General features: G+C 63.5%; 11 protein-coding genes. 6 read left to right on the top strand and 5 right to left on the bottom strand.

Annotated features, from left to right (window positions below):
• The first annotated feature begins 23 nt into the window (after nt 1–23).
• Nucleotides 24–1,472, top strand: a complete 1,449-nt coding sequence (locus tag ACO076_RS15545; protein ID WP_421723747.1) for a M10 family metallopeptidase C-terminal domain-containing protein — start codon at nt 24–26, stop codon at nt 1,470–1,472.
• 25 nt (nt 1,473–1,497) lie between these two features.
• Nucleotides 1,498–2,097 (top strand): CDP-alcohol phosphatidyltransferase family protein, encoded by a 600-nt coding sequence (locus ACO076_RS15540; RefSeq protein ID WP_421723746.1) that lies wholly within the window; start codon nt 1,498–1,500, stop codon nt 2,095–2,097.
• Here the strand turns inward: ACO076_RS15540 and ACO076_RS15535 are convergent.
• The 5 genes from ACO076_RS15535 to ACO076_RS15515 form a co-directional block, all read right to left on the bottom strand.
• Entirely contained in the window at nt 2,045–2,743 is a 699-nt protein-coding gene (locus tag ACO076_RS15535; protein WP_421723745.1) for an ATP-binding cassette domain-containing protein, read from the bottom strand. The genes ACO076_RS15540 and ACO076_RS15535 overlap by 53 nt on opposite strands.
• Entirely contained in the window at nt 2,744–4,498 is a 1,755-nt protein-coding gene (locus ACO076_RS15530; protein ID WP_421723744.1) for an ABC transporter permease, read from the bottom strand.
• A complete protein-coding gene (locus ACO076_RS15525) occupies nt 4,474–5,679 on the bottom strand; it encodes an ABC transporter substrate-binding protein (RefSeq protein ID WP_421723743.1) in 1,206 nt (401 codons plus the stop codon). The genes ACO076_RS15530 and ACO076_RS15525 overlap by 25 nt, the downstream gene beginning before the upstream one ends.
• A 185-nt stretch (nt 5,680–5,864) precedes the next feature.
• Entirely contained in the window at nt 5,865–7,289 is a 1,425-nt protein-coding gene (locus tag ACO076_RS15520; RefSeq protein WP_421723742.1) for a dihydrolipoyl dehydrogenase family protein, read from the bottom strand.
• On the bottom strand, nt 7,286–8,053 hold the full coding sequence (locus ACO076_RS15515; RefSeq protein ID WP_421723741.1) for a TVP38/TMEM64 family protein: 768 nt from the start codon (nt 8,051–8,053) through the stop codon (nt 7,286–7,288). Before ACO076_RS15515 ends, ACO076_RS15520 begins: the two co-directional genes overlap by 4 nt.
• Nucleotides 8,054–8,468: 415 nt before the next feature.
• On the opposite strand from ACO076_RS15515, the gene ACO076_RS15510 reads away from it, so the two are divergent.
• The 4 genes from ACO076_RS15510 to lon all read left to right on the top strand — a co-directional run bounded on the left by ACO076_RS15510 (nt 8,469) and on the right by lon (nt 14,292).
• On the top strand, nt 8,469–9,329 hold the full coding sequence (locus ACO076_RS15510) for a calcium-binding protein (RefSeq protein WP_421723740.1): 861 nt from the start codon (nt 8,469–8,471) through the stop codon (nt 9,327–9,329).
• 202 nt (nt 9,330–9,531) lie between these two features.
• Entirely contained in the window at nt 9,532–10,173 is a 642-nt protein-coding gene (locus ACO076_RS15505) for an ATP-dependent Clp protease proteolytic subunit (RefSeq protein WP_421723739.1), read from the top strand.
• Between the two features lie 207 nt (nt 10,174–10,380).
• Nucleotides 10,381–11,652 (top strand): ATP-dependent Clp protease ATP-binding subunit ClpX, encoded by a 1,272-nt coding sequence (clpX, locus tag ACO076_RS15500; protein ID WP_421723738.1) that lies wholly within the window; start codon nt 10,381–10,383, stop codon nt 11,650–11,652.
• Nucleotides 11,653–11,865: 213 nt separating this feature from the next.
• Nucleotides 11,866–14,292 carry an endopeptidase La gene (gene lon, locus ACO076_RS15495; RefSeq protein ID WP_421723737.1) on the top strand — a complete coding sequence of 809 codons (2,427 nt, stop codon included), beginning with the start codon at nt 11,866–11,868 and terminating at the stop codon, nt 14,290–14,292.
• Nucleotides 14,293–14,462 lie beyond the last annotated feature (170 nt).

The raw sequence follows: 14,462 nt of genomic DNA, 5'->3' as shown, positions 1-14,462 counted from the left end.
CTGTCTTCGAATAGGGAATCAAAGTGGCAACAAAACTCGAAAAAGCGATTGATTGGGGTTCGGCAGTCAACACCGACGATCAGGTAATCCGGTACTATTTTCATGGCGCAGGCGAAAACGTACCGTTTGGCAACAAGTCGGCCGGTTGGACCGCGCGCGAGAAGAAACAGGTCGAGCGCGCCTTCGATATCTTCGAGACGTTCCTCGATATCGAGTTCAAGAAAGTCGGCAACAAGGCGGACGCGGACTTTCGATTCGGGACCAACAAGGGAAGCGAGTTTCTAGGGTTCATGTTCCCTCCGGGCGAGGGGAACAAATCCGGCTACGGCGAGTTCAACAAGCTGGGAGAGGGCTGGAAAGACGGCCTCGGAATGGGCGGCTTCGGCTTCAAGACCATCATCCACGAGATCGGGCATGGATTGGGGCTGGCGCACCCGCATGACAAGGGCGGCAAGTCCACCAAGTTCCCCGGCGTGACATCCGAGTTCGGCGACTTCGGCAAGCACAAGCTCAATCAGGGCATCTACACCATGATGTCCTACAACGACGGCTGGACCGCCAATCCGAAGGGACAGCCGCCGTCCTACAAGTATGGCTATGAAGGCACGCCGATGGCGATCGACATCGTGGTGCTCCAGGCCAAGTACGGCGCCAACATGGACTACAAGACCGGCGACAATACCTACAAGCTGCCGAAATCGAACGGGCCGGGAACGTTCTACTCGGCGATCTGGGACGCGGGTGGCGAGGACACGATCGTCTATAACGGCGGCCGCCCGGCTTCGATCGATCTGCGCGAGGCGACGCTGAAGGTGGAACCAGGCGGCGGTGGGTTCCTTTCCTACTCCAAGGGCGTGCACGGCGGCTTCACCATCGCCAACGGGGTCGTCATCGAAAATGCTCGCGGTGGCAAGGGGAACGACCACCTCTCCGGCAACAGCGCGGACAACACGATCAGCGGCGGCAAGGGAAAGGACATCCTCAAGGGTCGCAAAGGCGATGACACCCTCAACGGAGACGCGGGGAGCGACGTCCTTGACGGCGGCACGGACGCAGACAAGCTGAAAGGCGGCAAGGGCGCCGACCGAGTCAAGGGCAAGGATGGCGCCGATTTCCTTAACGGTGGTGCCGGCAGCGACAAGCTGACCGGCGGCAAGGGCAAGGATATCTTCGCGTTCAAGGACAAGTTCGGCTCGGGCGCGGATGAGATCACCGACTTCAAGCCCGGATCGGACTTGATCCAGCTCGACAAGTCCGTCTTCAAGAACGTCGGGCCGGTCGGCGATTTGGCGGCTTCGGCTTTTCGCGTGGCCAGCAAGGTGAAGGACGCGGACGACCGGATCATCTACAAGAAGTCGACCGGCGCGCTGCTCTATGACGGCAATGGCGACGCCAGCGGCGGTCAGAAAAAGTTCGCCATGCTCGAGTCCGGCCTGAATCTGAGCCACGAAGACTTCATGATCGTCGCGTGAACACGGTGGCGATAGCGGCGGCGCGATGATCGACGATCTGCTTCGTCGTCGGTTCAAAACGCCGGTCGACGCCATCGGCCACTGGCTGGCGAACCGCGGGGTCACCGCGCTCGGCGTGACCATCGCCGGCTTCGCCGTTGGGGTTGCCGGTTGCGTAGCGATGGCCTTCGAGGCCTACGGGCTGGCGCTGGTACTGCTGATCGCCAACCGCCTTGCCGACCTGTTCGACGGAGCGGTGGCGCGCGCGACGAGCGTCACCGACTTCGGCGGTTTCGTCGACATCATCGCCGACCTGCTGATCTATTCCGGGTTCGTGCTGGGGTTCGCGATCGGACGCCCGGAGGAGGCGCTTCCCGCGGCGATCCTCATCTACACGTTTCTCGGCACCGGCGGTTCGTTCCTCGCCGCCGCCAACATCGCGGCGAAACGGGACATCCAGCGCGAGCCACCGAGCCGCAAGAGCTTCTTCTACAATGCCGCGCTGGCCGAGGGCGTCGAGACAACGATCTATCTGATCCTGATCTGCCTCTTTCCCGACTACTTCGCGATCATGACCTACATCTTCGCGGCAATCAGCTGGGTGTCGATTCTGGGACACCTGCTATGGGCGCGGCAGTTTCGATAACGGTGCCTGTCTCCGTCTGATTGATCTCGAGGATCGGACCGCCGGCAGCCTCGGCATCCGAGCAGTCGTGCGTGACGAGCAGCACCGGCAGCTCCCTTGCTCGCGCTCGACTGAAGACGAATCGGCGAAAGCCTTCGCGCAAGGTCGTGTCGAGTTTGCCGAACGGTTCGTCGAGAAGCAGCGCCTCCGGTTCCGACAGCAGCGTGCGTAGCAGCGCGACGCGGGCGCGCTGGCCGCCGGAGAGGCTGCCCGGATCGCGGTCGGCGAAACCCGCGAGGCCGGAATCGGCCAGCGCATCGTCGATACGCTGTTTCCGCTTCTGGCCCTGAATGTTCGCCGGAACGCCGAAGGCGATGTTGCCGCCGACCGACAGATGGGGAAAGAGCAGGTCGTCCTGGAACAGCATGCCGATCCGTCGCCGCTCCGGAGGCAGCCCGGTGATCTCATGGCGGCCGCAGAAGACGTGACCGGAACCTTCGAACGGGCGTCCCATCGTGCCGCCGATATAGGCGAGCAGGGTTGATTTGCCGGAACCGCTCGGCCCCATGATGGTGACGATCTCGCCCGGGTTCACGGCGAGGTCGAGCGGCGGGATCAGGACGTGGTTGGCGATACGGACACTGACGTTGTTGAGACGCAGGGCCATCTAGCGCTCCGGGCTGAAGAGGCCGCGACGGTGACGGTAGAGGAGGGTCGGAACGGCGAAGGCCAATCCATAGACCATCAGCGGCAGCAGCGACTGGACGAAGGTGTAGACGCCGACGATGCGGCGATCGGCACCGGAGGAAAGGGTCACCGCCTCCGTAGTCAGCGTGGCGACACGGCCGGCCCCGGCGAACAGGGTCGGCAGATACTGAGCAACGCTGACGCTGAACCCAATCGCGCAGGCCACCAGAATCGGGCGGAGCAGCATCGGCAGCTTGACGATGAACAGGGTCCGGTTCGGTGACGCGCCGAGCGCCAGCGCCGAGCGAGCATAGCGCGGATCGAGCGCATGCCAAGGGTCGGCGAGGGACAGAAACATGTAGGGCAGGACGAACAGGAGGTGGGCCCAGACGACTGCAAGCAAGGTGCCGTCGGCGCCGAGCCGAACCAGCAGGACTTGTCCGCCAAGCAAAAACGAAATCTGGGGAATCAGCAGCGGGATGTAGATCAGCCACATCGCCCGCTTCGGCAAACGCGCGCCGGTCCGGTCCTCGCATTCAAGCCAGGCGATCACCAGGACAAGGGCAGCCAGCGTAGCGAGAATGCCAACGGCGAGAGTGGTTGTCGCTGGCCATTGGAGCCCGGCGAGCTGATTGGTCCAGGTCGACAGGGTCCAGGAATCCGGAAGGGCGCTCGGGTAGCGCCAAGTGAACGCGAACGACCAGACGGCCATGGCCATCAGCGCCAGACCGCCAAGGCCGAGCAGAGCGAGCACGGAGACTGTGGCGATGACAAAGCCTGGCTCGCCGCGGACGCCACGGCCGCCTCGGCCAATCCACCAGCGACCGACCTTTGCCGCAACCAGTTCGACAAGGCGCCACGCGGCGATCGCGGCAGCAACGGCGAGGAACTGGGTCAAGGCGGCCGCCGCCGCCGGCATCGTCATCGCGACGTCGGGCGCGTTGAACCATCTGAGGGCGAGGACGCTGAGCGGTGGCGGATTGTTGGGACCGAGGATCAGGGCCATGTCGACGACCGACATGGAGAAAGCGAGGACCGCGTAGATCGGCAGACGGATCTGGGCGTAGACCTGCGGCATGATGATCTTCATCCACGCGACGGCGCGGGTGTAGCCAAGAGCGCGGGCCGCCTTGAGATGATCGTCGACCGGGATCTGATAGAGCGCGGCGAGGATCATCAGGAGCAGGAACGGAATCTCCTTGACCAGCAACGCGACGATCAGGGTGATGCCGAGCGGATCGCCGACGGTGGCGACGTCGGGCGGGACGTCCCAGCCGGTGAGCCACGGCGAGATCGCGCGGGCGATCCAGCCACTTGGGGCCAGCACGAAAGCCAGGCCGATCGCCATCGCCGCATGGGGCGATGCCAACAACGGCGCGAGCATCGCCTCGGCGCGACGGTAGCCGACGCGGCCATGGGCGGTGGCGCAGTAACCCGCAGCCAGTGCCAAGGCGAGAACAGTGGCGACGACCCCAGTGAAGACCGATAGCCCGAGCGCGGTCCAGAAGCCGGGGTGGCCGGCGAGCGCCTGCCAGGGCGACAGGGACACGGTCTGGCCGCCGGCCGCGGGCAGATAGCCGAACGCCGGCAGCAGCGTGCCGACGAGCCCGGCGCCGATCGGGATCAGGAAGACCGCGAGAATGGTGAAAGGAATCCAGCGCGATCCGATCCGCGCACGTCGCCCCCGACCGAATGCTCCGGTTTCGACTGCTAGTTCGTGTACCGGCGTAGCCATTCGTCAGCGGTTCGGGTCATCCACGACGGGTGCGGTTCGAGTAGAACTTTTTCGAGGTCGGCGTTGGTCGGCAAGGCCGGGCTGGTCGGCAGGTCCTCGAACGCCTGGCGTTGTTCGGCGCTGAGTTTATCAAGGTCAAGCACCGTGAAGCTGCCAAGGTGGCGGATATCCTGGGCACGGGCCTGGGTCTCCGGCGCCAGCAGGAAATCGGCGACGACCATAGCGCCGGCGGTGTTCGCCGAATTGAAGGGGATCGCGACGAAGCTGGTGTTGCCGATGGTACCGTTGTCCAAGGTGAAGGTGCGGACGCTGTCCGGGAGAAGCCCGGACTCAACGGCCGCGGCGGCCTCGGCGGGATCGAAGGACAGCGTCATGTCGATCTCACTGTCGTTGAGGAGTTGCCGCGCGGCCGGACCGCTCGCCGGGAACTGCTCACCGCCGCGCCAGAGATTGGGACGGAGGGCGTCGTACCACGCCCACAGCGGCGCAGTGACCTCGTGGAAATTCTCGTCGGTCGCAGGTGCCTGCAGGACCGCCGGGTCGGGTGCCAGCTCGTAGAGCGCCTGTTTGAGGAAGGTCACGCCGAGGAAGTCACGGACCTCCGGATGCGCGAACCGGCCGGGATTGGCTTCCGCCCAGGTCAGGAACTCGGGGATCGATCGCGGCACATCCATGACGCGGGCGCTGTCGTGCACGAAGACGATCTGTGCCAAGCGCCACGGCGACTCCATGCCGTCGACCGGGACGGTGAAGTCAACGACGTTGGATGGCTTGTTGACGGTGTCGACGAAGCGGTAGTTGGGGAGGTCTTCGGCGAAGGGGCCGTAGAGCAGGCCCTGCTCCTTCATCGACAGAAAGTTGGGGCCGTTGATCCAGATCAGGTCCACCGAGCCGCCGGTGTTTTCGCCCGCCGTCTTTTCGGCGAGGACCCGGGCCACCGCTTCGCCGGTATCGGCGAGCTTCACATGACGCAAGGTGATGCCGTAGCGATCAGCGACTTCCGATCCGACCCAGGCGATGAAATTGTTGGTGCGTTCGTCGCCGCCCCAGGCATTCCAGAACACCTTCGTGTCGCGTGCCTCAGCGAGCGTATCGTTCCAGTCCGCAACAGCGGTGTTCGGAAACGCCAGCGCCACCACCGCGCAGGCGAGAACCCGCTGCAGAATCCGCTTCCTTCTCATCGTCCTCCCTCTCGTCATTCTAGTGGTCCGACTCCGACATTTGCCATCCTCTTGCAGTACACGCTTGAGCAAATGTCGGAGTCATAAGAACCACCAGTAAATATTTGATTCTAGTGGAGCTTTTGAATTTGACATTTGAGCAAGAGCCTGGCCGCAAACGGGACTCAAATGTCAAATTCGCTCCACTAGCCGAACCGACCGAGGAACTTCACGATACGGCGTGGCCAGGCGCTGAATAGCTTCTCCGCATAGAACGATCCCGCCGCACGCTTGCTGATCTCGCCCATGGTCGGGTAGGGCGCGATCATTGATGCAATCGCCTTCAAGCCGAGCTTCTGGCTCATGGCGAGTGTCCACAGATGGATGTGCTCGCCGGCGTGATCGCCAAGGATCGAAGCGCCGAGAATCTCGCCCTTGCCGGTGACGACCACCTTGATCAGTCCGTCGGTCTTACCGTCGGTGCGGGCGCGGTCGATATCGGCGAATGGGACACGCAGCGCCTTGACGGTATCGCCGTGTTTCTCTCGGGCTTCCGCCTCGGTGAGACCGATCCGTGCAAGTTCCGGGTCCGAGAAAGTGACCCAGGGAAGCGCTCGGTAGTCGACCTTGGCGGGCATCCTGAACAATGCGTTCCGGATGATGATCCCGGCGTGGTAACCGGCCGCGTGGGTGAACTGTGGTCCGCCGGCGACATCGCCGATGGCGTAGACCCGCTTGTTGGTGGTCCTGAGACGCGCATCGACGGTGATCCCTTTCGGGGTTGCCGCGATGCCGGCCTTGTCCAAATCGAGATTGGCGGTCTGCGGCGTGCGGCCCGCGGCGACGAGCAGATGAGACGCGGTGATCGTCGTTGGATTGTCGCCGGTGATCGTCGCCTCGATGCCGTTCTCGACCTCGGCGACACGATCGACCCGGGCGCCCTCGATGATTTCGATCCCTTCGCCCTTCAGTTTCTCGCGCAACGGGGCGACCAGTTCGGGGTCTTCCCGAGGCAGGATCGTCGCCATCTCGACCAGGGTGACCTCGGAGCCGAGCCGGCGATGGGTCTGAGCCATTTCGATGCCAATCGCACCACCTCCGAGGACGATCAGGTGCTCCGGCTTCTCGCGGTTCGCGAACAGGGTCTCGTTGGTGAAGTAAGGCACCGCGTCGAGGCCGGTGATCGGCGGCACCGCCGGCTTCGATCCGGTGGCAATGACGAAGGCCCGCGCGGTGACGACGACATCGTCGGCGGTGACTTCGTTGGGACCGGTGAACCGGGCCTCGCTGCGGATCACCTCCACGCCCAGTCCCTCGAACCGGGCCTGGGAGTCGTGGGGTGCAATCGACTCGATCACTTCGGTGACCCGGGTCATGGCGCTGCGATAGTCGACGTCTTTGAGTTCGGCGTCGGCGCCGTAGCCGTTGGCCGTCTCGACACCGTAGGCGGCGCGCGCTGAGGCGATCAGCGACTTGGACGGAACGCAGCCGACGTTGAGGCAGTCGCCACCCATTTCGGCCCGCTCGAACAGCACCGTCTTGGCGCCGAGCTGGGCGGCGCCGGCGGCGACGGAAAGGCCGCCCGAGCCCGCACCGATGATGCAGATGTCGGCTTTGACGTGGCGCGTCATGCCGCACCCTTGGCGCGCTGGCCGCGGATCTTCTTGTAGACGATCGGCGCCAGGGCGAGCAGCGCAAGCCCGACGAGCGGCAGGACGATCTCGGCGGTCAGGATGGACTCAAGGTTGACGTCCTGGCCGGCCTCGATCAACGCGCCGATGCCGTTGCCGAAGCTGGTGTAGACGAGGCTGCCGGGGATGATGCCGACCGCGGTGGCGATGGCGAAGGTGCGCAGCGGTACCCGCAGCAGCGCGGCGGCGAGGTTGACCAGCCAGAACGGTACGATCGGAAGCAGGCGCAGGAACAGGAGGTAGCCGAGGGCGTTTTCCTGGAAGCCCTGGCGGAGCTTGTCGATGCCGGAACCGGCGCGTGACCTTAAGGAGTCGCCAAGGCCGATCCGAACGAACAGGAACAGACCAATGGCGCCGAGGGTCGCGCCGACAACCGCGAAGATGGTGCCCTGAACGACGCCGAACAGGAAACCGCCGGCGATGGTTAAGATCGCGGCGCCCGGAACCGAGACCGCGACGGCCGCGGCGTAGATGGCGACGAAGATCAGCGCCACCAGCCAGCGCTGGTCGCCGACCTGTTCAAGTAGCCAGGCGCGGTTCTCGGCTAGCGCCTCGATGGTGAGGAAGGCGTCGAGGCCGAGGACGAAGAACGCCACCAGCGCCGCCGCCAGGACGCCGATGACGATGCCGATGCGGGCGAAGCGGCTCTTCGCGGACGGCGCGGTGTCTTCCCGTGGGGCGGCGGGCGTGTCGGACGGTTCCATGGTCGAGCTCCTTCCAACGGGTTGGCGCGACGCCGGCGACGGCGCGGCGCCGTCAGCGGGGGAGGAGGCGCTGACGTCTGCCGCACCGGTCGCCGGTTCCGAAATCAGGGCGTGGGTCATGATCAATCCCCGGGTTCAGGCCCGCGTGGGGGACGCGAGCTTCGATAACGCTTGGGGGACGATCTGGCGTGGCCTCCGATGTCATGCAACGCAAACGTTTGTCAGCCCGTTCCAATCGCGCCTCACGCCGGTGTGAGAGACGCGCGAGACGGGTCGCGAGGGCGGGTTATCGGACCCGCCTGGGTCCGCCGATCAGCCTAGTTCGCTTTCGCCCGACATGCACGCCAGCGAGCATGACACCATTCAGACGTTTTCTTCAGGCACCGGTCGATCGCCGAAGCCGGGGGGAAACGTCATGGTCAAAATCGTCGCCAACAAACCCATCGAGCCGACCTTCCTGGAGGAGCTCGGGTCGGCGGTCGACAGTGGACCGGCGGATATCCACGATCGGTCGTCGTCCGGATTCACGGTGACCCAGGGCAAGAAGACGGTCGTCGACTTCCACTTCATCGGCAAGGGCATCAAATACTTCAGCGGCTATCCCTATGACGGGACGATCACCAAGGTCCGGATCGACCTGAACGGCAAGAAGGCCTACGTCTTCAGCGAAGAGAAGCTCTCTGTCGCGAAGGCGCTGAGGATTTATCTCGACAACGATCCGGAGAAGGCGATCAAGGTCCTCACCCGCGGGGACGACAAGGTCTTTCTGTCCAAATTCGACGATGAGGTCGACGTCGGGAAGGGCGACGACAAGGTTCTCGGCAACGGCGGCAACGACATCCTCAAGGGTGGACGCGGCGCCGACGACCTGCGCGGCAATGGCGGCGACGATACCCTGAAAGGCGGGCGCGGCGGTGACAGCCTGAACGGAGGCCGCGGCGATAACGTGCTAAATGGCGGCGACGGCAAGGACACCTATGTCTTCGACAGCCCGCCGGACACCGGGTTCGCCAAGATCACCAAGTTCCAAACCGGCGAGACGATCGCGCTGGATAAGGCCGATTTCGCCGGCATCGGCGGTAAGGGCGGGTTGAAGGGCAAATACCTGGCGATCGGTCCGACGGCCGCCGACGGCAACGACCGGATCGTCTACGATCCGGATACCGGTGCGCTGTCCTATGACGGCGATGGTGCCGGTGCCGGCGTCGATCCGATCCAGTTCGCCGTCCTGAAGAACGCGCCGACCCTGTCGAACGACGATTTCCTGGTGGTTTGACGGCGCGGGATGGCGCTTGCCGTTATGCCGGCGACAGCAGCGCAGTCACCGACAGCCTCCCCGTGAGGCGGGCGCCCCCCTTCCGAACCGGCGAACGATACCATATCTATTGCCCTGTCACGCCGATTCGCCGTCATCCCATGGGCGGGTTTGCGTTCCGATTTCCCGCAGAATCCTCACAAAATCAGCTCGGACGACAACGATGAAAGACCCCATCGATACCTACATGAACCTCGTCCCGATGGTGGTCGAGCAGACCAACCGCGGCGAGCGCGCCTACGACATATTTTCGCGCCTGCTGAAGGAACGCGTCATCTTCGTGACCGGGCCGGTCGAGGACCACATGGCGACCCTGATCACGGCGCAACTCCTCTACATGGAGGCGGACAATCCCAAGAAAGAGATCGCCATGTACATCAACTCACCCGGCGGGGTGGTGACGTCCGGGCTGGCGATCTACGACACCATGCAGTTCATCAAGCCGGCGGTCTCGACCTTCTGCGTCGGGCTGGCCGCGTCGATGGGATCGCTGCTCCTGACAGCGGGTCAGGCCGGGATGCGGTTTGCGCTCCCCAATGCCCGGATCCTGCTGCACCAGCCGTCGGGCGGTTTTCAGGGTCAGGCCTCGGATATCGAGCGTCACGCCGAAGACATTCTCAAGATGAAGCGTCGGCTGAACGAAATCTACGTCAAGCACACCGGACGCGACTACGAGACGATCGAGACCACGCTCGATCGGGACTACTTCCTGACGGCGCACGAATCCAAGGAATTCGGGCTGATCGACGACGTCTTGACCACGCGCGAAGCGCTTGACGGGGTGGAATCGGCCAACCAGGGCTGAGCAAATCGTGACAAGCCGCTATTGCGTGATGGCGGGTCGGGACGTTAAGTGACTCTTGAACAAATCCGACCTAGCATGGTCGAATTGCGACGATGCAGGTTGTTCCAACCGTTGCGCCTCCTAAGGTAAGAGTCGGTCAACGGGGCGGACTGAGCGAATCGCAGGATATGGCGTGTGGCCTTCTGTGGCCGGCCACGAGGAAGACAGATGACGACGACTAAAGGCAACGGCGGCGAGAACAAGAACACCCTCTATTGCTCCTTCTGCGGCAAGAGCCAGCACGAGGTGCGGAAGCTGATCGCAGGGCCGACGGTCTTCATCTGCGACGAGTGTGTCGAGCTGTGCATGGACATCATTCGCGAGGAGAACAAATCCTCGCTGGTGAAGTCCCGCGACGGCGTGCCGACGCCGACCGAGATCTGCACGGTGCTCGACGACTACGTTATCGGCCAGCACCACGCCAAGCGGGTGCTGTCGGTCGCGGTCCACAATCACTACAAGCGCCTCAATCACGCCGCCAAGAACAACGACGTCGAACTGGCAAAGTCGAACATCCTGCTGATCGGGCCGACCGGCTGCGGCAAAACGCTGCTGGCCCAGACGCTCGCGCGGATTCTCGACGTGCCGTTCACCATGGCCGACGCGACCACGCTGACCGAGGCGGGCTATGTCGGCGAGGATGTCGAGAACATCATTCTCAAGCTGTTGCAGGCTGCCGACTACAATGTCGAGCGCGCTCAGCGCGGCATCGTCTACATCGACGAGGTCGACAAGATCAGCCGCAAGTCGGACAACCCGTCGATCACCCGCGACGTGAGCGGGGAGGGGGTCCAGCAGGCGCTGCTCAAGATCATGGAAGGCACGGTCGCCAGCGTGCCACCGCAGGGCGGGCGCAAGCATCCGCAGCAGGAGTTCCTGCAGGTCGATACCACCAATATCCTGTTCATCTGTGGCGGCGCCTTCGCCGGCCTGGAGAAGATCATCTCCGATCGCGGCCGCAACACCTCGATCGGCTTCTCCGCCAATGTCGAGGCGCCGGAAGATCGTAAGACCGGCGAGTTGTTCCGCAACGTCGAGCCGGAAGACCTGTTGAAGTTCGGCCTGATCCCGGAGTTCGTCGGCCGGTTGCCGGTTCTGGCGACGCTGGAAGACCTCGACAACGAGGCGCTGGTGAAGATTCTCGCGGAACCGAAGAACGCGCTGGTCAAGCAGTATCAGCGGTTGTTCGACATGGAGAACGTGGAGCTCGCCATTCATCCCGACGCCCTCAGCGCCATCGCCAACAAGGCGATCGAGCGCAAGACCGGCGCGCGGGGCCTGCGGTCGATCATGGAATCGATCCTGCTGGAGACCATGTACGACCTGCCCAGCCTGAACGGGGTGCAGGAAGTGGTGATTTCCGCGGATGTGGTCGAAGGGAAGTCGCGACCGCTCTATATCTACGCGGATCGCCAGGACGAGGTCGGCTCCTCGGCTTAGGCCGATTCGGTCGACCATTCCGGCCTGATCACAGCTCTGTGGTCGACTTCATAGTCGCCTTGACACCCCGTGGGGGCGACGCCACCTATTGGCTCGTCAGGCACGCGCGTAACTGATTCACCTCCCACCGCGTTTTCGCGCATTCCTCCCTGCCTGAACACATGAAAAACACCGGGTGCCTACCGAAGGGCCCGGCGTGGAAAGGACAGCACTATGGCCGAACAATCTGGCCCCATTGGCGTTCCAACCGACGGTGACGCCTTCCCGGTTCTGCCGTTACGGGACATCGTCGTGTTCCCCCACATGATCGTGCCGCTCTTTGTAGGGCGCGAGAAGTCGATCCATGCCCTCGAAGAGGTCATGCGCGCCGACAAGCAGATCCTGCTCGCGACGCAGCAGAACCCCAGCGAGGACGAGCCGTCGCCGGAGACGATCTACAACGTCGGTACGCTGGCGTCGGTCCTGCAACTGCTGAAGCTGCCCGACGGGACCGTGAAGGTTCTGGTCGAAGGCGTCGGCCGTGCGGAAATCCTCCGCTACACCGACAACGACGCCTTCTACGAGGCGCATGCCAAAAAGATCGAAGACGAGATTGGCGACGAGGTCGAGGTCGAGGCGCTCGCGCGCTCGGTCATCGCCGAGTTCGAGAACTACGTGAAGCTGAACAAGAAGGTCTCGCCGGAAGTCGTCGGGGCCGTGAACCAGCTTGACGACTACTCGAAGGCGGCCGACACCGTTGCGTCCCATCTCGCGATCAAGATTCCCGAGAAACAGGAACTCCTGGCGCTGCCAACCGTGGTCGAGCGGCTGGAGCGCGTGCTCGGGCTGATGGAGAGCGAAATCTCGGTCCTTCAGGTCGAGAAGCGCATCCGTTCGCGCGTCAAGCGGCAGATGGAGAAGACCCAGCGCGAGTACTATCTCAACGAACAGATGAAGGCGATCCAGAAGGAGCTGGGCGATTCCGAGGACGGACGCGACGAGCTCCAGGAGCTGGAAGAAAAGATCGCCAAGACGCGGCTTTCGAAGGAAGCGCGCGAGAAGGCTCAGAACGAGCTGAAGAAGCTCCGGCAGATGTCACCGATGTCCGCCGAGGCGACGGTCGTGCGCAACTATCTCGACTGGCTGCTCGGCATTCCTTGGGGCAAGAAGTCCCGGATCAAGAACGATCTGAACTTCGCTCAGGAAGTGCTCGACACCGATCACTACGGCCTGGAGAAGGTCAAAGACCGGATCGTCGAATACCTCGCCGTCCAAAGCCGCGCGAACAAGCTGCGCGGGCCGATTCTGTGCCTGGTCGGACCGCCCGGCGTCGGCAAGACCTCGCTCGGCAAATCGATCGCCCGGGCGACCGGCCGCGAGTTCGTCCGTATGTCGCTCGGCGGCGTGCGCGACGAGGCCGAAATCCGTGGCCATCGGCGAACCTATATCGGCTCGATGCCCGGTAAGGTGATCCAGTCGATGCGGAAGGCGAAGAAGACCAATCCACTGTTCCTGCTCGACGAGATCGACAAGATCGGCATGGACTTCCGCGGCGATCCGTCGTCGGCCCTGCTCGAGGTGCTTGACCCCGAACAGAACGGCACGTTCGCCGACCACTATCTCGAGGTCGACTACGATCTGTCGAACGTGATGTTCATCACCACGGCGAACACGCTCAACATTCCGCCGGCTCTGATGGACCGGATGGAGATCATCCGGATCGCCGGCTACACCGAGGATGAGAAGATCGAGATCGCCCACAGGCATCTGATCCCGAAGATCCTCAAGGAGCACGCGCTCAGCGAGAAGGAATTCTCGTTGACGGACGACGCCCTGAAAACGGTGATCCGGCGCTACACCCGCGAGGCGGGCGTGCGGAACCTGGAGCGTGAGCTGGCGACCCTGGCGCGCAAGAGCGTCAAGGAGCTGATCCTGTCGAAGAAGAAGTCGATCAAGATCACGCCGAAGAACATCGACGACTTCCTGGGCGTGCCCCGCTACCGCTATGGCGAGGCGGAGCACGAGGATCTGGTCGGTGTGGTCACCGGCCTGGCCTGGACCGAGGTCGGCGGCGAGTTGCTCACGGTCGAAGGCGTCATGATGCCCGGCAAGGGCAAGATGACGGTCACCGGCAACCTGCGCGACGTGATGAAGGAGTCGATTTCGGCGGCGGCGTCCTATGTCCGTTCGCGGGCGATCGACTTCGGCATCGAGCCGCCCTTGTTCGACAAGAAGGACATCCACGTCCACGTGCCGGAAGGCGCGACGCCGAAGGACGGACCGTCAGCGGGTGTGGCGATGGTGGCCTCGATCGTGTCGATCATGACCGGGATACCGGTCCGCAAGGATGTCGCCATGACCGGCGAGATCACGCTGCGCGGACGGGTGCTGCCGATCGGCGGATTGAAGGAGAAGCTGCTCGCGGCCATGCGCGGCGGCATCAAGACCGTGCTCATTCCCGAGGACAACGCCAAGGACCTGGCGGATATCCCCGAGAATGTGAAAAACGGGCTTGAGATCATCCCCGTGGCGCGGATGGAAGACGTGCTGACGCACGCTCTCGTTCGCAAACCGGAGCCGATCGAGTGGGACGAGACGAAACAGCCGGCGACCCCGGCGGTCTCCGAAGACGAGGCGGCTGCGGCCCTGACGGCTCACTAAGCCTCTGAAACTCAACGGAAATCGGCGTTCGCGGTGCAGCGGACGCCGATTTCAGCCCGACATTGTGAATCCAATCAAAATCGCGGAAATCTGCGGTTTTTGACTTGCATGGGCCGGGTTTTAGCGTGAGGGTCCGCCGTGTAGTCGAGGAGGCGATTCGCTCTCGGCTC

Source organism: Bauldia sp., from assembly GCF_965232525.1.
In the GTDB taxonomy this organism is placed as follows: Bacteria; Pseudomonadota; Alphaproteobacteria; order Rhizobiales; family Kaistiaceae; genus Bauldia.
The sequence above is the reverse complement of the archived record's forward strand: the minus strand, read 5'-3'. Positions and strand labels throughout refer to the sequence as shown.

Excerpts from the sequence above, each read along its gene's own strand:
- ACO076_RS15540 (WP_421723746.1), top strand. The coding sequence starts at position 1,498 with ATGATCGACGATCTGCTTCGTCGTCGGTTCAAAACGCCGGTCGACGCC.
- ACO076_RS15535 (WP_421723745.1), bottom strand. The coding sequence starts at position 2,743 with ATGGCCCTGCGTCTCAACAACGTCAGTGTCCGTATCGCCAACCACGTC.
- ACO076_RS15530 (WP_421723744.1), bottom strand. The coding sequence starts at position 4,498 with ATGGCTACGCCGGTACACGAACTAGCAGTCGAAACCGGAGCATTCGGT.
- ACO076_RS15525 (WP_421723743.1), bottom strand. The coding sequence starts at position 5,679 with ATGAGAAGGAAGCGGATTCTGCAGCGGGTTCTCGCCTGCGCGGTGGTG.
- ACO076_RS15520 (WP_421723742.1), bottom strand. The coding sequence starts at position 7,289 with ATGACGCGCCACGTCAAAGCCGACATCTGCATCATCGGTGCGGGCTCG.
- ACO076_RS15515 (WP_421723741.1), bottom strand. The coding sequence starts at position 8,053 with ATGGAACCGTCCGACACGCCCGCCGCCCCACGGGAAGACACCGCGCCG.
- ACO076_RS15510 (WP_421723740.1), top strand. The coding sequence starts at position 8,469 with ATGGTCAAAATCGTCGCCAACAAACCCATCGAGCCGACCTTCCTGGAG.
- ACO076_RS15505 (WP_421723739.1), top strand. The coding sequence starts at position 9,532 with ATGAAAGACCCCATCGATACCTACATGAACCTCGTCCCGATGGTGGTC.
- clpX (WP_421723738.1), top strand. The coding sequence starts at position 10,381 with ATGACGACGACTAAAGGCAACGGCGGCGAGAACAAGAACACCCTCTAT.
- lon (WP_421723737.1), top strand. The coding sequence starts at position 11,866 with ATGGCCGAACAATCTGGCCCCATTGGCGTTCCAACCGACGGTGACGCC.